Here is a 17,510-nt window from a genome sequence, read left to right on the forward strand (position 1 = left end):
CCACAGCCGTTGGGCTGCGCCCGGACTTGAGGAGGACGCAGTGTCGTCGAGCACGTTCCGCACGCACCGCAGGAGATGGCTGACCGGCCTGGCCGGCGCGGCCGCGCTGGTCATCGCCTTCCCGGCCACCGCCTTCGCCGCTCCCCCGCCCGCCCTGCCGGCCAACGCGGACGCCCTGGAGCGGACGTACCAGCCGGCCTACGACTACGACACCGACGGCTGCTACCCCACACCGGCCATCGGCCCGGACGGCGCGATCAACACCGGTCTCAACCCGACCGGCGCCCTCAACGGCAACTGCCGTGACGCCCCGGACCTGGACAGCACCAACGGCTACTCCCGCGCCAAGTGCAACAACGGCTGGTGCGCCATCATCTACGGCCTGTACTTCGAGAAGGACCAGGCCCTGCCGGGCACCAGCCTCGGGGGACACCGCCACGACTGGGAGCACGTCGTGGTGTGGGTGCAGAACGACACCGTCCAGTACGTCTCCACCTCCAACCACGGGTCGTTCTCGATCCACGCCCGCTCGGCGGTCCGTTTCGACGGCACGCACCCGAAGATCGTGTACCACAAGGACGGCATCAGCACCCACTGCTTCCGCCTCGCGGGGGCGGGCGACGAGCCGCCGGAGAACCACAAGGGCAGCTGGCAGTACCCGGCACTGGTCGGCTGGAACGGCTATCCGGCGGGACTGCGCGACAAGCTGAGTGCCTACGACTTCGGCAGCGCCCACTTCGGACTGAAGGACGGGAGCTTCGCCTCCCACCTCGCCGCCGCCAAGCCGTCCGGCATCCCGTTCGACCCGAACGCCTGACCGTCACCGGCGAGTTGACGCCGGGACGCCGTTCGGCGTCCCGGCCCGGCGGGGGCACCCCGAGGGTCTATCGTGTCGGCATGCCGGTCCCCGAACTGATCCGTATCGTCTCCCGCGACTCCCCCATGGCGCTCGCCCAGGTGGAGCGCGTCCGGGCCGAGTTGGCCGCCGTCCATCCGGGCACGCGCACCGAGGTCGTGCCCGTACGGACGACCGGTGACAAGTGGCTCGGCGACCTGTCGAAGGTGGAGGGCAAGGGGGCGTTCACCAAGGAGGTGGACGCCGCGCTGCTCACCGGCGCGGCGGACCTCGCCGTGCACTGCCTCAAGGACGTGCCCGCCGACCGGCCGCTCCCGGCGGGCACGGTGTTCGCCGCGTTCCTGCGCCGGGACGACGTCCGTGACGCCCTCGTCCACCCCGGCGGCCTCACCCTGGACGAACTCCCGCCCGGAACCCGGATCGGCACCTCCTCGGTGCGCCGGATCGCCCAACTGACCGCCACCCACCCGCATCTGACGTGCGTACCGTTCCGCGGGAACGCCAACCGGCGGCTGGAGAGGCTGGCGGCCGGGGAGGCTGACGCCCTGCTGCTCGCGGTCTCCGGCCTGGAGCGCATCGACCGCACCGACGTGATCAGCGAGGTGCTCTCCCCCGACGCCATGATGCCGCCCATCGGCGCGGGGATCCTCGCACTCCAGTGCCGCGAGGGCGACACCGACCTCATCGAGGCCGTCAGCCCCCTCGGCGACCCGGACACCCATCGCGAGGCCGACGCCGAACGCATGTTCCTGCACGTGCTCCAGGGGCACTGCAACAGCCCGATCGCCGGCACCGCGCAGGTGCACCGCACGGGTGATCTGTCGCTGCGGGCCTGTGTCTTCACCCCGGACGGCAAGACCCGGCTGAACGCGCACGAGTGGGCGGGGCGGCTCGATCCGGCCACGCTCGGCACATCGGTCGCCGTGGCCCTGCTGCGTCAGGGGGCCCGCGAGATCATCGACGGCATCCCGCACTGAGGCACCGCTCAGGCGGTGCCCTCCTCCGCCTGCTCCTGGAGGAAGACGCTCACCTGCTGCGCGAGGCTGTCCCGGCACGCGCCCGCGGGCGCCCCCGCGGGCCCCTCGTGCACGCCGACGCCGCCCGTCCACAGCCGGCGCCCGGCCCACTCCTCGTCGACGCGCAGCTGGACCTGGACGTCGACATGGCTCAGGGACGCCTCGGGACCGGCGGCGTAGAGCACGGCGGTGGCGCGGCGCAGCGGATAGACGTCGAAGCCCTCGACGAACTGCGAGTTGCGCCAGTCGATGAACGCGCTCTCGCCGTCGGGGCCGGTCCGTACGTCGATCTGGCCGTCCTCGAGATGAATACAGAAAGGCCGGCTGCCGCGATTCTCGACGGTCACGCGGACACTGAAGTACGTCAGCCCCTCGGCTGCGTCGTCCCGTCCGCGCGGCGGTTCGCCGGATTCCAGACGGTGGACGCGGACCCGCAGACCGGCATGCTCGTCGTACTCCTGCCAGTCCCCGACCACGTTCGGCTCGTACACAGTGCACCCTCTCGACTTCTGTCCGCTGCTTCCTATCTGTGGCCTCGGCGCACTGTCAAATGAGCAGAATGCGCTGTGGTCAGGCGGTTCGCCCGATCTGATCAGTGATCAAGCGCTGCGCTGGAGGAATCCCCCGGGCGGCCGTACGGCCCTCGGCGACGGCGTGCCGCACATCACGTCCGGGGCCGTGATCACCGGTGTGCCGCGGGAGGGGTCGGCGGTCCGGGGACGGCGCCGGCCCGGAGCGGCCCGCTCCGTCACACATTGATTTCACGCCATGAATTCCCTCGATTTCGGATCGTGCACGTTCCGGAAATGTACGCCCATTGAATTCCGGGAACCGGTTGAAATGCCGGACCACGGGGAATGGGATTCTCAGTGCTTCGGACAGGAGGCACGTCCGTGGGGGCCGGTTCGCCGGCCGCGGGCCTGTCGTGGTCCGAGCCGCCGCTTCCCACGGGGTCTGTCCATCCGGCACCCCGCTCAGGGAGGTGCGCGCGATGCGTACCGTCAGTCCCAGGAAGCAGCACCCCCACGACGACGCCCCCGACACGGCCGGGGACTTCGCGCGTCTGGCCCGGCTGCCCGAAGGTCCCGAACGCAGGGCGCTGCGCGACGAACTGGTCACGGCCTGGCTGCCCATGGCCGAGCGCATCGCCGTCCGGTTCCGGGGCCGCGGTGAGGCCCTCGAGGACCTGTACCAGGTGGCGGCCCTCGGCCTGGTCAAGGCCGTCGACCACTACGACCCGGCGCGCGGCAACGCCTTCGAGGCGTACGCCGTGCCGACCGTCACCGGTGAGATCAAGCGCCACTTCCGCGACCACCTGTGGACGCTGCACGTACCGCGCCGCGTCCAGGACCTGCGCAACCGCGTGCGGCACGCGGCGAAGGAGCTGGCGCAGACGACTCCGGGCCGGGCGCCCACGGTCGCCGAGATCGCCGCGCACGCCCAGCTGACCGAGGGCGAGGTGCGCACCGGGATGGAGGCGCTGGAGTGCTTCTCCGCGCTGTCGCTGGAGGCGGAGATGCCGGGTACCGACGGCTACGCCCTCGGGGACGCGATCGGCGGCCTTGACCCGGCGTACGACACCGTCGTGGACCGGGTGGCGGTGCGGCCCTGTCTGGAGGCGCTGCCGGAGCGGGAGCGGCTGATCCTCTATCTGCGGTTCTTCAAGGGGATGACGCAGAGCGCCATCGCCGAGCAGCTCGGCATCTCGCAGATGCACGTCTCCCGGCTGCTCGGCAGCTGCTTCGCCCAGCTGCGCAAGGAACTGCTGGCCGAGACCGGCTAGCGCCCGTCCGCCCGGCGGACGCGGATCAAGGGGTCCCTCCCGCGCGGGTCCCCCGCTCGAGCGAAACCGAGCGTGGGGAATCGACGAGTGACGAAGACGCGGCGGAGGGGCCTGCCGGACGCCGCGTCCGCGACATGATCTGCCGGACAGGACCTGAGCGGGTCGGCTCCGCGCGCGGGCGGATCAGTCCTCCGGGGGTGCGCCCGGGATCTGGGTGGGGCCGAGGCGGTCCAGGACCTCCTCCAGTACCGTCCGCACCTCCGCCGGCAGCAGCCCGGTGCGTCCCCAGACGAGGATCATGTCGGCCACGTTGCGGAGCTTGATGTTGGTGCGCTGGGAGACCTCCCTCAGCACCGTCCAGCCCTGGTCGGGCGAGACCCGCCCGAGTGCGACGATCATGCCGATCGCCTGGTCCACCACCGCGTGCGAGACGACCGCGTCCTTGAGCTGCTGCACCTCTTCCTCCAGCTGCAGGATGCGGTCGGCGCCCCCGTCCGTGGGCATGGTCACCTCCGGGTCCGGTGTGCCGCTCTCGTGGTGCCTTCGCATAGTGCTTGAGTGCCTTCACCCAGTGTCCGATCCATCCATCGTCGCCACTTCGGCCGCCCAGTGCCACCGGGGCGGCCCGGGGGCGGAAGGATCACCGTTTCGGTGTCGCCGCCGGGGTACTCGGCAGGCGCCCGGTGGGGTATCGGGCGGACACTGGTGCCATCCGGGTGGCTGCCGGGCCGACGAGATCAGGACGCGACTGCGATGAACCACGACATGCCCTCCCCCGCCGGTGCGACGGACGTCTTCTCGACGCACTCCGTGTTCGGGGCACCCTGCTGGGTGAGCCTGACGAGCCGGGACGTGAAGACGACCGAGGAGTTCTACGGGGCGGTACTGGGCTGGGAGTGGCGTCCGGTGCGCCTCGGCGACCGGTTCCGCATCGCCCTGGCCGAGGGCCGGCCGGTGGCCGGGATCGCCGCGGTCGCCGGCATGTGGCAGATGGCGGTGGCCTGGACGCCGTACTTCGCGGTGCGCAGCGCCGATGAGGCCGCGGCGCGGGTGCAGGAGCGCGGCGGCACCGCGGCGGTCGGTCCGATCTCCCTGCCGCCGGGGCGCGCGGCACTGCTGGCCGACCGGGACGGGGCGACGTTCGGGGTCTGGGAGGGCGAGCTGTTCACCGACTGGCCGACCTGGCGGCGGGCGCAGCTCGCGTTCATCCGGCTGCACACCCGGGACGCCTTCGACGCGGCGATCTTCTACGGCGGCGTCTTCGACTGGGCGTCCGACGAACCCGGCTGCTGCGAGGTGCACTACGAGGGCGAGGAAGTGGTGCTGCGCAGCGGCGGGGACGTGGTGGCGCGGATCGAGTCCGGGGCGGCGGAGTCGGCTCCCGACCCCACGGTCCGGCCGCACTGGCAGGTCCACTTCGCCGTGAAGGACGTGGCCGCCTGTGCCCGCGCCGCGGAGCGGCACGGCGGCAGTGTGCTGTCCCTGGGCGCCGACGAGGCGGTGCTCCGCGACAACGAGGGCGCCCAGTTCACGGTCACGTCACGCCGCGAGCGCTGACCTCTCGCGGGGACGACCGCCGGTCAGCCCCGCGTGCGGGACGGGCGCGACAGCAGGACCAGGCTGCGGGCCCCCACGGTGAGGGTGGTGCCGGCCTTGTGCTCCGCCTCGTCGGGCGTGCCCTCCGGGTCGGCGGTGTCGATCAGCGCCGTCCAGCGCTCGCCGTACGCGGCGGGCGGCAGCCGGAACACGGCGGGTTCCCAGTGGCTGTTCAGCAGCAGCAGGAAGGAGTCGTCGACCACGCGCCGGCCGCGCGGGTCGGGTTCGGCGATGGCGTCGCCGTTGAGGAACACCCCGACCGAGTGGGCGTCCGAGCGCCGCCAGTCGTCGTCGGTCATCTCCCGCGCGTCCGGCAGCAGCCACACCAGGTCGGGCAGCGGCTGGTCGGCGTGGCGTACGGTCTCGCCGCGGAAGTGGCGGCGGCGGCGCAGCACCGGGTGGGCGAGGCGGAGGGAGATGAGCGTGCGCGTGAAGTCCAGCAGGTCGCGCCGCTCGTCAGTGAGCCGCCAGTCGATCCAGCTGATCTCGTTGTCCTGGCAGTAGGCGTTGTTGTTGCCGCGCTGGGTGCGGCCGAGTTCGTCGCCGTGGGAGAGCATGGGGATGCCCTGCGACAGCAGCAGGGTGGCGAGGAAGTTGCGCTGCTGGCGGGCGCGCAGTTCCAGCACGGCCGGGTCGCGGGTGGCGCCCTCCGCGCCGCAGTTCCAGGACCGGTTGGCGCTCTCGCCGTCCCGGTTGCCCTCGCCGTTGGCCTCGTTGTGCTTGTCGTTGTACGAGACGAGGTCGCGCAGGGTGAAACCGTCGTGCGCGGTGACGAAGTTGACGCTGGCGCGGGGGCGGCGTCTGCTGTGGGCGTAGAGGTCGGCGGAGCCGGTGAGCCGGGAGGCGAACTCGCCGAGGGTGTGCTCCTCGCCGCGCCAGAAGTCCCGTACGGCGTCCCGGTACTTGCCGTTCCACTCCGACCACAGCGGCGGGAAGTTGCCCACCTGGTAGCCGCCCTCGCCGACGTCCCAGGGCTCGGCGATCAGTTTGACGCGGCTGATCACCGGGTCCTGCTGGATCAGGTCGAAGAACGCCGACAGCCGGTCCACCTCGTGGAACTGCCGGGCCAGGGTGGCCGCGAGGTCGAAGCGGAAGCCGTCGACGTGCATCTCGGTGACCCAGTATCTGAGCGAGTCCATGATCAGCTGGAGTACGTAGGGGTGGCGCATCAGCAGGCTGTTGCCGGTGCCGGTGGTGTCGTAGTAGTGCGACCAGTCGCCGTCCACCAGGCGGTAGTACGAGGAGTTGTCGATGCCCCGGAAGGAGAGCGTGGGGCCCTTCTCGTTGCCCTCGGCGGTGTGGTTGTAGACGACGTCGAGGATCACCTCGAGTCCGGCCGCGTGCAGGGTCCTCACCATCTCCTTGAACTCGGTGACCTGCCGGCCGCGGGTGCCGTGGGCGGCGTAGGCGTTGTGCGGGGCGAAGAAGCCGATGGTGTTGTAGCCCCAGTAGTTGGCCAGGCCGCGGCCCTGGAGCACGCCGTCGTGGACGAACTGGTGGACCGGCATCAGTTCCACCGCGGTGACGCCGAGCGAGGTCAGGTGCTCGACCACCGAGGGGTGCGCCAGCCCGGCGTAGGTGCCGCGGAGTTCGGCGGGGACGTCGGGGTGGGTGCGGGTGAGGCCCTTGACGTGGGCCTCGTAGATCACGGTGTCGGAGTAGGGGCGGCAGGGCGGGGTGTCGTCGCCCCAGTCGAAGGCCGGGTCGGTCACCACGCCGAGCATGGTGTGTCCGGCGCTGTCGGCGGGGTCGGGCCCGTGCGGGCTGCGCTCGTACAGCGAGGGGTGGTTGTCGATCTGCCCGTCGACGGCGGTCGCGTAGGGGTCGAGGAGCAGCTTCGCCGGGTTGCAGCGGTCGCCGGCCGCCGGGGCCCAGGGCCCGTGCACCCGGTAGCCGTAGCGCTGTCCGGGCCCGACGCCCGGGAGGTAGCCGTGCCAGACGAAGCCGTCGACCTCGGTGAGCCGTACGGTGCGGTGCCGGCCGTCGTCGTCGACCAGGACCAGGTCGACGCGTTCGGCGACCTCGCTGAAGAGCGCGAAGTTGGTGCCCTCGCCGTCGTGGGCCGCACCAAGCGGGTAGGGGCGCCCGCTCCACGCGGGCGCCCCTTTCCGGGTCTGTCGCCGGGTCACCGGACCTCCTCCAGGAGGCCGCCCGGCGTTCGCACCCGGCCGGTCAGCTGGGCGACACTCGGCTCGCGGGGCAGGTCCAGGCCCTCGCTCTCGCGCGGGTCGGGCGTGGTCGGCACGAGCGGGACGCGTTCGCCGGCGCGGGCGCGCTGCGAGAACCAGATGACCTTGCTGCCGTTCTCGGTGGCGCAGCAGCCCCAGCCGTCGCTGCTCGCCGCGATGTGCTCGAGGCAGCCGCGCAGTTCCTGGTCGGGACGGAGGGCGCGGTCGTTGTCCCCGATGGCCGTGATGAGGTGCTGGCCGTTCCACCACATCTCGATCGACGTGTTCTTGTCGGTGGCGTGCTCGTCGATGGCCCGCAGCAGCATCTCGGCGCCGCCGCAGACGGTCTCCATCAGATTCTCCAGGTCCCAGAACCGGAGGTGAGCGGCCAGTATGCGGCTGACCTGTCCCACCCTCTCGGGGCTGACTTCCACGTCGAGGTGGTAGTAGCAGGGCACTGCGGTCTTCATGGTCGTTGGCTCCTCACGCGAGACTCTCGTCCCTCCTCGCCCCTTCGGGGCAAGCCCCCGGACACGGAACGTGAGCGGATGTCGCTTCTGAGTCACCTTCAGGGTGAGGGGGTTGGTCCGTTCGTGCAACACGAGCGCACGACCGATGCGCATGGTGCGACAACCGAGCGGAATACGGCCGCCACACGGCGCACAAAATGGTTGAAACGCCAACAAGACGTTGGGTCACCACGCGTGCACCATGTGTGAAGACCTCGATCGCCGTTACGGGTCCGTGCACCTGCGCGCACGGATGCCGCCCGACCGTCGGGACAACGCGCTCCCATCGAGCCCCGGAAAGGTGAACGGCGCCATGCTGCTACCCGCCAAAGCCGAAGTTGCCCGCCAGTTGCGTCGGTACCGGGCCTGGGAACGCGTGATGCTGGCGGCTCCCACCGATCACACGGTGCGGGCCACCTTCGAGGACTCCGGTTACACCCTCTGCGTCCTGATGGGCAAGCGCTGCGCGCGGGAGGCGGCGGACGCCGCCGAACGGTATCTGCGCACCACTCTCGTCACCTATCTCCAGGAGCAGAACGACAGGCCCCGTCCGGCGGCCGCGGTCCGACGAGGTCCGCCGGCCGTCGAGCGGCGCTCCCCGGCGGGAAGGCAGTGACCTTCCCGCCGCTGTCTGGTCCCACGCCCGGGCGACCGCCCGGGCGTCGAGCACGGCGGAGGTGCACAGACCCATGAAGACGACCCGGACCATCGGTCGTATCCCGGTACGGGACGTCCGGCCGTCCGTCGACTGCGGCAGGCGGCCGGCGAAGGCCGTCGTGGGCGAGACGTTCGAGGTCACCGCCACCCTCTTCCGGGAGGGGCACGACGCGGTGGCCGCCAATGTGGTGCTGAAGGACCCCGAGGGACGCCCGGGTCCGTTCACGCCGATGCGGGAGCTGGCGCCCGGCAGCGACCGGTGGGGCGCGGAGGTCGTCGTGGCCGGCGGCCCGGGCCGGTGGAGCTACCGGGTCGAGGCCTGGGGCGACCCCGTGGCCACCTGGCGCAGGACCGCCGCCATCAAGGTCCCGGCCGGCATCGACACGGGACTGGTTCTGGAGGAGGGCGCCGACCTGCATGAGCGCGCGGCCGCCGGGGTTCCGCGGGGCGACGGACAGGACGTGGTCCTCGCCGCGGCCGAGACCCTGCGGGACGACTCCCTGCCCTGTGCCACCCGGTTGGCGGCGGCGTTGACGCCGGAGGTGGCCGCGGTGCTCGCCCGGCACCCGCTGCGGGAACTGGTCACCAGCAGCGACCCGCTGCCCCTGCTGGTGGAACGCGAGCGGGCCCTGTACGGCTCCTGGTACGAGTTCTTCCCCCGCTCCGAAGGCACCCCCACCCAGCCCCACGGCACCTTCGACACCGCCGCCCGACGCCTCCCCGCCATCGCCGCGATGGGCTTCGACGTCGTCTACCTCCCACCCATCCACCCCATCGGCACCACCTACCGCAAAGGCCCCAACAACACCCTCAACGCCGGCCCCGACGACGTCGGCGTCCCCTGGGCCATCGGCTCCCCCGAAGGCGGCCACGACGCCGTCCACCCCCGGCTCGGCACCCTGGACGACTTCACCCGCTTCGTGCGCCGCGCCGGCGACCTCGGCCTGGAGGTGGCCCTGGACTTCGCGCTCCAGTGCTCCCCCGACCACCCCTGGGTGCACAAGCACCCCGAATGGTTCCACCACCGCCCCGACGGCTCGATCGCCTACGCCGAGAACCCGCCGAAGAAGTACCAGGACATCTACCCCATCGCCTTCGACGCCGACCTCGACGGCCTCATCGCCGAAACCTGCCGCGTGCTGCGGCACTGGATGGACACCGGCGTACGGATCTTCCGCGTCGACAACCCCCACACCAAACCCGTCGTCTTCTGGGAACGGGTGATCGGCGAGATCAACCGCACCGACCCCGACGTCATCTTCCTCGCCGAGGCGTTCACCCGCCCCGCGATGATGCACACCCTCGCCCAGATCGGCTTCCAGCAGTCCTACACCTACTTCACCTGGCGCACCACCAAACAGGAACTGACCGAGTACCTCACCGAACTCTCGGGGGAGGCCGCCTCCTACATGCGGCCCAACTTCTTCGCCAACACCCCCGACATCCTGCACGCCTACCTCCAGCACGGCTCACGCCCCGCCTTCGAGGTCCGCGCCGTCCTGGCCGCCACCCTCTCCCCCACCTGGGGCATCTACAGCGGCTACGAACTCTGCGAGAACACCCCCCTGCGCGAGGGCTCCGAGGAATACCTCGACAGCGAGAAGTACCAGCTCAGGCACCGCGACTGGGACACCGCCGAACGCGAGGGCCGCACCATCACCCCCCTCATCACCCGGCTCAACACCATCCGACGCGCACACCCCGCGCTCCACCGGCTCAGGAACCTCCGCTTCCACCGGACCGACAACGACTCCGTCATCGCGTACAGCAAGCGCAGCGGCTCCGATGTCGTGCTCGTGGTCGCCAATCTCGACCCCCATCACACCCAGGAGGCCACGGTCTCGTTGGACATGCCGCAACTCGGCCTGGAATGGCACGAGTCGGTACCGGTGCGCGACGAGCTCACCGAGGAGACCTACCGCTGGGGCAGCACCAATTACGTGCGGCTGGAGCCGGGGCGGGCTCCCGCGCATGTCCTGCACGTCCAGCGACCGCCCGCCGTACAGCGACACGGAGGGCCAGGAGCGTCATGACCGTGAACGAGCCGGTGCCGGACACCTTCGAGGACACCCCCGTCAGGGACCGGGACCCGGAGTGGTTCAAACGAGCCGTCTTCTACGAGGTGCTCGTCCGCTCCTTCCAGGACAGCAACGGTGACGGCATCGGCGACCTGAAGGGTCTGACCGCCAAACTGGACTACCTGCAATGGCTGGGCGTCGACTGCCTCTGGCTGCCGCCCTTCTTCAAGTCGCCCCTGCGCGACGGCGGCTACGACGTCGCCGACTACACCGCCGTCCTGCCCGACTTCGGCGACCTCGCCGACTTCGTGGAGTTCGTCGACGCCGCACACCAGCGCGGCATGCGCGTGATCATCGACTTCGTCATGAACCACACCAGCGACGAACACCCGTGGTTCCAGGAGTCGAGGAAGGACCCCGACGGCCAGTACGGCGACTTCTACGTCTGGGCGGACGACGACAAGGGCTACCCGGACGCGCGGATCATCTTCGTGGACACCGAGGCGTCGAACTGGACGTACGACCCGGTGCGGGGGCAGTACTACTTCCACCGCTTCTTCTCCCACCAGCCGGACCTCAACTACGAGAACCCGCGCGTGCAGGAGGAGATCCTGGCGGCCCTGCGTTTCTGGCTGGACCTGGGCATCGACGGGTTCCGGCTGGACGCGGTGCCGTATCTGTACGCGGCCGAGGGCACCAACTGCGAGAACCTTCCCGCCTCGCACGCGTTCCTGAAGCGGGTGCGCAAGGAGATCGACAGCCAGTACCCCGACACGGTGCTGCTCGCGGAGGCGAACCAGTGGCCGGAGGACGTGGTCGACTACTTCGGCGACTACTCCGTCGGCGGCGACGAGTGCCACATGGCGTTCCACTTCCCCGTCATGCCCCGGATCTTCATGGCCGTGCGCCGCGAGTCCCGCTACCCCGTCTCCGAGATCCTCGCCAAGACCCCGGCCATCCCGTCCGGCTGCCAGTGGGGCATCTTCCTGCGCAACCACGACGAGCTGACCCTGGAGATGGTCACCGACGAGGAACGCGACTACATGTGGGCCGAGTACGCCAAGGACCCCCGCATGCGCGCCAACATCGGCATCCGCCGCCGCCTCGCCCCGCTGCTGGACAACGACCGCAACCAGATCGAGCTCTTCACCGCCCTCCTCCTCGCCCTCCCCGGCTCGCCGATCCTCTACTACGGCGACGAGATCGGCATGGGCGACAACATCTGGCTCGGCGACCGCGACGCCGTCCGCACCCCCATGCAGTGGACCCCGGACCGCAACGCCGGCTTCTCCTCCTCCGACCCCGGCCGGCTCTTCCTGCCGACGATCATGGACCCGGTCTACGGCTACCAGGTCACCAACGTCGAGGCATCGATGGCGTCCCCGTCCTCGCTGCTGCACTGGACCCGCCGGATGATCGAGATCCGCAAGCAGAACCCCGCCTTCGGCCTCGGCTCCTACACCGAACTGCCCTCCTCCAACCCCGCCGTCCTCGCCTTCCTGCGCGAATACGACGACGACCTGGTGCTCTGTGTGAACAACTTCTCCCGCTTCGCCCAGCCCACCGAGCTGGACCTGCGCGAGTTCGACGGACGCCACCCGGTGGAGCTGTTCGGCGGAGTGCGCTTCCCGGCCATCGGTGAGCTGCCGTATCTGCTGACCCTCGGGGGCCACGGCTTCTACTGGTTCCGGCTCACCCGAGCCGCATCCCGCATCGGCCGACGACTGTGAGCGTGTGCCGGCGAGAGGAGGCGTCACCATGACGAAGACCGCATTCCTGCGGCCGCGAAGCGCGCCCGCCGAGCCCATGGAGTCGCTCGCCGGGCTGCTCCGCGAGTGGCTGCCGCTGCAACGCTGGTTCGCCGGCAAGGACCGGCCCGTCACCGACCTCGGTGTGCTGTCGATGACCGAGCTGTTCCCGGGCTGTCTGCATGTGCTGGTGCACGCCGCGCACGGAGGCGTGCCCGCTCCCGGGGGCACCCTCCCGGCCGGTGACTGCTACCAGCTCCTGCTCGGTGTGCGGGAGCACCCCTCGCCGCGACTCGGCAAGGCGCTCATCGGCAGGGTGCTGGACGGGCGGCTGGCCGGGCTGACGGTCTACGACGCCCTGCACGACCCGCGCGCCGCCCAGCTGCTCCTGGAGCGGCTGCGCCGCCCCGGCACCGCGGGGCCGCTGCGCTTCGAGTGCGACGCCTCCCAGGAGGTGCCCGCCCGGCTGGTGCCGCGCCTGATGACCGCCGAGCAGTCCAACTCCTCGCTGGTGTACGGCGACGAGTACATCCTGAAGCTGTTCCGCCGCATCCAGCCCGGTGTCAACCCGGATCTGGAGGTGCCGGGGGCGCTGGCCCGGCAGGGCTGCCACCGGGTCCCCGCCCCGGTGGCCTGGTTCCGCACCACGCATCCGTTCAAGGCGACGCTGGGCGTGCTCCAGCCGTATCTGCGCAACGCCTCCGACGGCTGGACCCTGGCCCTGGACGCGCTCGCCGCCGGTGACGACTTCACCGCGCAGTCGCACGCCCTCGGCCGGGCCACGGCGGACGTCCATCTGGCGCTGTCCTCGGCGTTCCCCATCGGCGCGCCCGGGGAGAACGGGCGGACGGCGGCGGCGATGACCGAGCGGCTGACCGCCGCCGCGCACGCCGTCCCCGCGCTCCAGCCGTTCGTGCCGGGGCTGCGGACCGCCTTCGCCGCCCTGGCCACCTGCGACGCCGGGCCGCCCGCCCAGCGCATCCACGGCGACCTGCATCTGGGACAGGTGCTGCGGGCGGGGCGCGAGTGGTTCGTCATCGACTTCGAGGGCGAGCCGTCCCGGCCCCTCTCCGAACGGCGCAGCGCCCACTCCCCCGTGCGGGACATCGCCGGGATGCTGCGCTCCTTCGACTACGCCGCCCGCCAGCGCCGCCCCTGGCGGCCGGAGTGGGCGCGCCGCTGCCGTGAGGCCTACTGCGCGGGCTATGCCGCCCGCGCCGGCTGGGACCCGCGCAAGAAGCACGGACTGCTCCGCGCCTACGAGACGGACCGTGCCGTGTACGAGGTGCTGTACGAGGCCCGGCACCGACCCGACTGGCTGCCCGTACCCATGGCGGCGATCGAGCGCCTCGCCGTGAGAGGAGACTGAACGTGGCTTTGCGAGACACTGCGCTGCCCGAGTCGGCCGGGCCCGTTCCGTCCGCCCCCGCGGCGCACGGAACGGCACCCGCCCTCGACCCGACCGACCGGGGGCGCCTGCTGGCGGGCGCCCACCACGATCCGCACGCGCTGCTCGGCGCCCATCCGGTGCCCGGCGGTATCGCCTTCCGGGCGCTGCGCCCCTTCGCACGCGAGGTGAGCGTCGTCGTCGACGGCGAGCGCACCCCGCTCGTCTCGGAGGGCGACGGCCTCTTCTCCGGCGTGCTGCCGCTGGACGCGATCCCGGCGTACACGCTGGCGGTGGCGTACGGCGACGACGAGCCCGTCGAGACGCACGATCCGTACCGGTTCCTGCCCGCGCTCGGCGAGTTCGACCTGCATCTGATCGGCGAGGGCCGGCACGAGGAGCTGTGGACGGCGCTCGGCGCGCACCCGATGACCCACCAGGGCGTCACCGGCACCCGCTTCACGGTGTGGGCGCCGAACGCGCAGGGCGTGCGGATCGCCGCGGACTTCACGTACTGGGACGGCACGGCGTTCCCGATGCGCTCGCTCGGCTCGTCCGGGGTGTGGGAGCTGTTCCTGCCGGGCGTCGGCGAGGGCACCTGCTACAAGTTCGAGATCCACTCCCGCTACGGCCACCGGTTCCTGAAGGCCGACCCGATGGCCCGCCGCACGGAGGCGCCGCCGAACACGGCGTCCGTGGTGACGGCCTCGCACTACGAGTGGGGCGACGCCGAGTGGTTCGCGCGGCGGGCCGCCACGCCCGTGCACGAGGCGCCGTTCTCCGTGTACGAGGTGCATCTGCCGTCGTGGCGGCCGGGGCTGACGTACCGCGAACTCGCCGAGGTGCTGCCCGCGTACGTCCAGGACCTCGGCTTCACCCATGTGGAGCTGATGCCGGTCGCCGAACATCCCTTCGGCCCGTCCTGGGGCTACCAGGTCACCGGGTTCTACGCGCCGACCGCGCGGCTCGGCTCGCCGGACGACTTCAAGTACCTGATCGACGCGCTGCACCGGGCCGGCATCGGCGTGATCATGGACTGGGTCCCGGCGCACTTCCCGAAGGACGACTGGGCGCTGGCCCGGTTCGACGGGGACCCGCTGTACGAGCCCGGGGACTCCCGGCGCGCGGAGCACCCCGACTGGGGGACGTACACCTTCGACTTCGCCCGCACCGAGGTGCGCAACTTCCTGGTCGCGAACGCCGTGTACTGGTGCCAGGAGTTCCACATCGACGGCCTGCGCGTGGACGCCGTGGCCTCCATGCTCTACCTGGACTACTCGCGCGAGGACGGCGGGTGGGAGCCGAACGCGTACGGCGGACGCGAGGACCTGGCGGCCATGGCGTTCCTCCAGGAGATGAACGCGACCGTGTACCGGCGCTGCCCCGGGGTCGTGACCATCGCGGAGGAGTCCACGGCGTGGGGCGGGGTGACCCGGCCCACCGACGCCGGCGGCCTCGGGTTCGGCTTCAAGTGGAACATGGGCTGGATGCACGACTCGCTGGAGTACGTCTCCCACGAGCCGGTGCACCGCAAGTACCACCACCACGAGATGACGTTCGCGATGGTGTACGCCTACAGCGAGAACTACGTGCTGCCGATCTCCCACGACGAGGTGGTGCACGGCAAGCAGGCGCTGGTGTCGAAGATGCCCGGCGACTGGTGGCAGCGGCGCGCCAACGTCCGCGCGTACCTCGGCTTCATGTGGGCCCACCCCGGCAAGCAGCTGCTGTTCATGGGGCAGGAGTTCGCGCAGGGCGCCGAGTGGTCCGAGACGGCCGGTCCGGAGTGGTGGCTGCTCGACGACGGATACCACTCGGCGGGCGACCACCGCGGGGTGCGGGACCTGGTGCGCGACCTCAACGCCCGCTACCGGGCGACCCCGGCGCTGTGGCAGCGCGACACCGACCCGTCCGGCTTCCGGTGGGTGGCGGTCGACGCCGCCGACGACAACGTCTTCGCGTTCCTGCGGTACGACACCGAGGGCCGCCCGCTGCTCGCGGTGTCGAACTTCTCCCCCGTGGTCCGCCACGACTACGCGCTCGCGGTCGGCGACGACGTGATCGCCTGGCAGGAGATCCTCAACACCGACGCCGCGCACTACGGCGGCGGCGACGTCACCCACCCGGATCCGGTCAAACCGGAGGACGGCCACGTCCGGCTCACCCTGCCGCCGCTCGCGACGGTGTGGCTGACGCCGGTCGATCTGTGAGTTCCCGCGACGCCGTCAGGTGTCCCGTGCGCCCACCGGGGCATTCGGGGTCGTACGGCCGAGGGCTTCTCGGCGTCGCGGCAGGTCACAGAAGGGCGGCAGCAGGTGCGCACCGTCGGAGTGGAGGAGGAGCTCCTCCTGGTCGATCCGGAGTCCGGTGAACCGCGGGCGATGTCCGCGGCGGTCCTCGCCCGGGCCGCCCGGGACGGCGCGGAGCAGGACGTCTTCGAGAAGGAACTGCACGAGCAGATGCTGGAGTTCGCCACGCATCCGCAGTCCTCGATGGAGAGCCTGCACGCGGAGATCGTCCGCTGCCGCAAGGAGGCCGCCGGACACGCCGAGGAGATCGGCTGCACGGTCGCCGCGCTGGCCACCTCGCCGCTGCCGGTCAGCCCGTCCATCGGCATCAACCGGCGGTACCAGTGGATGGAGGAGCAGTACGGCATCGCCACCCGGGAGCAGCTCGTCATGGGCTGCCACGTCCATGTGTCCGTCGACTCCGACGAGGAGGGCGTCGGCGTCGTGGACCGGCTGCGGCCCTGGCTGTCGGTGCTGGCGGCGCTGAGCGCGAACTCGCCGTTCTGGCAGGGCGAGGAGACGGGGTACAGCAGCTACCGCAGCCGGGTCTGGCAGCGCTGGCCGTCGGCCGGTCCGACCGAGATGTTCGGTTCGGCCGAGCGCTATCACCGGCAGGTCGCCGACATGGTGGCCACCGGCGCCATCCTCGACGAGGCGATGGTCTACTTCGACGCGCGGCTGTCCCAGCGGTATCCGACGGTGGAGATCCGGGTCTCCGACGTCTGTCTGCACGCGGGGACGGCGGGGCTGATCGCCACCCTCGCGCGGGGGCTGGTGGAGACCGCGGCACGCGAGTGGCGGGACGGCCGGGAGCCGCTGGACCCCGGGGTCAGCCTGCTCCGGCTGGCCGCCTGGCAGGCGGCCCGGTCCGGGCTGACGGGCGAGCTGCTCCATCCGGAGACGATGCGCCGCATGCCGGCCGAGACGGTCGTACGGGCCCTCCTCGACCATGCGGCCGAGGCCCTGGAGGCCAACGGGGATCTCGAGCGCGCCCGCGAGGGCTGCGCACGGCTGCTGCGGGACGGCAACGGTGCACAGGTGCAGCGCGCCCTGCTGGAACGGACGGGGAGTCTGCGGGACGTCGTCACGGAGTGCGTGCGGCACACCCAGGCGTAGGGCGTACGGAGCCGCTCCTCGGGGTCGTGGGTCAGAAGATGAGGATCAAGGCGTAGACCAGGAAGAACGCCGCGATCAGCAGCACGAGGACGCTGATCACGGCCAGGGGTCCCTTGGCCCAGCCCTTGGTCGGGTTGTGCGTCTCCCGGGGGCCCGCCTCGGGCATGCTGCTCTCCGCGGGCGGGGTCTCGCCGGGGGGTACGCCGCCGCCCGGTTCGAGGCCGGTGCTGCGTTCCGGATCGGGATCTGGATTGACGTATGTCATGCCGTCCGGGTCCCCCGAAGCGGCGAGATCATCAGTGTGGACACACTTGTCGCGATCCCGGCGCGGGGGCGCTCCGGCTCGGCTACATTCAGGCACCGCCGGT

The 17,510-nt window shown here is 71.2% G+C and carries 15 protein-coding genes; 10 read left to right on the forward strand and 5 right to left on the reverse strand.

Annotation, left to right across the window (positions count from 1 at the left end; all coding sequences use genetic code 11):
- The first annotated feature begins 40 nt into the window (after positions 1-40).
- The gene (locus ACZ470_RS27610; RefSeq protein WP_468431479.1) at positions 41-817 is read left to right on the forward strand and encodes an NPP1 family protein; all 777 of its coding nucleotides are present in this window, start codon (positions 41-43) and stop codon (positions 815-817) included.
- Positions 818-897: 80 nt separating this feature from the next.
- Positions 898-1,833, forward strand: a complete 936-nt coding sequence (gene hemC / locus ACZ470_RS27615) for a hydroxymethylbilane synthase (protein ID WP_468431480.1) — start codon at positions 898-900, stop codon at positions 1,831-1,833.
- A gap of 8 nt (positions 1,834-1,841) precedes the next feature.
- Here hemC and ACZ470_RS27620 read toward each other — a convergent pair whose 3' ends face one another.
- The gene (locus tag ACZ470_RS27620) at positions 1,842-2,363 is read right to left on the reverse strand and encodes a hypothetical protein (protein ID WP_468431482.1); all 522 of its coding nucleotides are present in this window, start codon (positions 2,361-2,363) and stop codon (positions 1,842-1,844) included.
- Between the two features lie 500 nt (positions 2,364-2,863).
- On the opposite strand from ACZ470_RS27620, the gene ACZ470_RS27625 reads away from it, so the two are divergent.
- The gene (locus tag ACZ470_RS27625) at positions 2,864-3,655 is read left to right on the forward strand and encodes an RNA polymerase sigma factor SigF (protein WP_468431484.1); all 792 of its coding nucleotides are present in this window, start codon (positions 2,864-2,866) and stop codon (positions 3,653-3,655) included.
- Positions 3,656-3,838: 183 nt separating this feature from the next.
- Here ACZ470_RS27625 and ACZ470_RS27630 read toward each other — a convergent pair whose 3' ends face one another.
- Positions 3,839-4,159 (reverse strand): ANTAR domain-containing protein, encoded by a 321-nt coding sequence (locus tag ACZ470_RS27630; protein WP_468431785.1) that lies wholly within the window; start codon positions 4,157-4,159, stop codon positions 3,839-3,841.
- Between the two features lie 249 nt (positions 4,160-4,408).
- On the opposite strand from ACZ470_RS27630, the gene ACZ470_RS27635 reads away from it, so the two are divergent.
- Complete coding sequence (locus tag ACZ470_RS27635) at positions 4,409-5,212, forward strand: VOC family protein (RefSeq protein ID WP_468431486.1); 804 nt, start codon at positions 4,409-4,411, stop codon at positions 5,210-5,212.
- A 23-nt stretch (positions 5,213-5,235) separates the two neighbouring features.
- Here ACZ470_RS27635 and glgX read toward each other — a convergent pair whose 3' ends face one another.
- Both glgX and ACZ470_RS27645 read right to left on the reverse strand, forming a co-directional pair.
- Positions 5,236-7,380, reverse strand: a complete 2,145-nt coding sequence (gene glgX, locus ACZ470_RS27640; RefSeq protein WP_468431488.1) for a glycogen debranching protein GlgX — start codon at positions 7,378-7,380, stop codon at positions 5,236-5,238.
- Complete coding sequence (locus ACZ470_RS27645) at positions 7,377-7,889, reverse strand: pep a2 (protein WP_468431489.1); 513 nt, start codon at positions 7,887-7,889, stop codon at positions 7,377-7,379. Before ACZ470_RS27645 ends, glgX begins: the two co-directional genes overlap by 4 nt.
- A 352-nt stretch (positions 7,890-8,241) precedes the next feature.
- Between ACZ470_RS27645 and ACZ470_RS27650 the strand changes: the two genes are divergently transcribed.
- The 6 genes from ACZ470_RS27650 to ACZ470_RS27675 all read left to right on the forward strand — a co-directional run bounded on the left by ACZ470_RS27650 (position 8,242) and on the right by ACZ470_RS27675 (position 17,142).
- Positions 8,242-8,544: a DUF5133 domain-containing protein gene (locus tag ACZ470_RS27650; RefSeq protein WP_468431491.1), complete on the forward strand. Its 303-nt coding sequence runs from the start codon at positions 8,242-8,244 to the stop codon at positions 8,542-8,544.
- Between the two features lie 73 nt (positions 8,545-8,617).
- Complete coding sequence (locus ACZ470_RS27655) at positions 8,618-10,618, forward strand: alpha-1,4-glucan--maltose-1-phosphate maltosyltransferase (protein WP_468431492.1); 2,001 nt, start codon at positions 8,618-8,620, stop codon at positions 10,616-10,618.
- Positions 10,615-12,333, forward strand: a complete 1,719-nt coding sequence (treS, locus tag ACZ470_RS27660) for a maltose alpha-D-glucosyltransferase (protein WP_468431494.1) — start codon at positions 10,615-10,617, stop codon at positions 12,331-12,333. The genes ACZ470_RS27655 and treS overlap by 4 nt, the downstream gene beginning before the upstream one ends.
- 28 nt (positions 12,334-12,361) lie before the next feature.
- Positions 12,362-13,720, forward strand: a complete 1,359-nt coding sequence (locus tag ACZ470_RS27665; protein ID WP_468431496.1) for a maltokinase N-terminal cap-like domain-containing protein — start codon at positions 12,362-12,364, stop codon at positions 13,718-13,720.
- A 2-nt stretch (positions 13,721-13,722) separates the two neighbouring features.
- Complete coding sequence (gene glgB / locus ACZ470_RS27670) at positions 13,723-15,948, forward strand: 1,4-alpha-glucan branching enzyme (RefSeq protein ID WP_468431498.1); 2,226 nt, start codon at positions 13,723-13,725, stop codon at positions 15,946-15,948.
- A 105-nt stretch (positions 15,949-16,053) separates the two neighbouring features.
- Positions 16,054-17,142 carry a glutamate--cysteine ligase 2 gene (locus tag ACZ470_RS27675; RefSeq protein ID WP_468431500.1) on the forward strand — a complete coding sequence of 363 codons (1,089 nt, stop codon included), beginning with the start codon at positions 16,054-16,056 and terminating at the stop codon, positions 17,140-17,142.
- A gap of 31 nt (positions 17,143-17,173) precedes the next feature.
- On the opposite strand, the gene ACZ470_RS27680 is transcribed toward ACZ470_RS27675, so the two are convergent.
- On the reverse strand, positions 17,174-17,407 hold the full coding sequence (locus ACZ470_RS27680) for a DUF6480 family protein (protein WP_468431502.1): 234 nt from the start codon (positions 17,405-17,407) through the stop codon (positions 17,174-17,176).
- Between the last annotated feature and the right edge of the window lie 103 nt (positions 17,408-17,510).

This window comes from Streptomyces sp. NPDC031111 (assembly GCF_055570675.1).

Excerpts from the sequence above, each read along its gene's own strand:
- ACZ470_RS27680 (WP_468431502.1), bottom strand. The coding sequence starts at position 17,407 with ATGACATACGTCAATCCAGATCCCGATCCGGAACGCAGCACCGGCCTC.
- ACZ470_RS27665 (WP_468431496.1), top strand. The coding sequence starts at position 12,362 with ATGACGAAGACCGCATTCCTGCGGCCGCGAAGCGCGCCCGCCGAGCCC.
- ACZ470_RS27635 (WP_468431486.1), top strand. The coding sequence starts at position 4,409 with ATGAACCACGACATGCCCTCCCCCGCCGGTGCGACGGACGTCTTCTCG.
- hemC (WP_468431480.1), top strand. The coding sequence starts at position 898 with ATGCCGGTCCCCGAACTGATCCGTATCGTCTCCCGCGACTCCCCCATG.
- ACZ470_RS27655 (WP_468431492.1), top strand. The coding sequence starts at position 8,618 with ATGAAGACGACCCGGACCATCGGTCGTATCCCGGTACGGGACGTCCGG.
- ACZ470_RS27650 (WP_468431491.1), top strand. The coding sequence starts at position 8,242 with ATGCTGCTACCCGCCAAAGCCGAAGTTGCCCGCCAGTTGCGTCGGTAC.
- treS (WP_468431494.1), top strand. The coding sequence starts at position 10,615 with ATGACCGTGAACGAGCCGGTGCCGGACACCTTCGAGGACACCCCCGTC.
- ACZ470_RS27625 (WP_468431484.1), top strand. The coding sequence starts at position 2,864 with ATGCGTACCGTCAGTCCCAGGAAGCAGCACCCCCACGACGACGCCCCC.
- ACZ470_RS27645 (WP_468431489.1), bottom strand. The coding sequence starts at position 7,889 with ATGAAGACCGCAGTGCCCTGCTACTACCACCTCGACGTGGAAGTCAGC.
- ACZ470_RS27630 (WP_468431785.1), bottom strand. The coding sequence starts at position 4,159 with ATGCCCACGGACGGGGGCGCCGACCGCATCCTGCAGCTGGAGGAAGAG.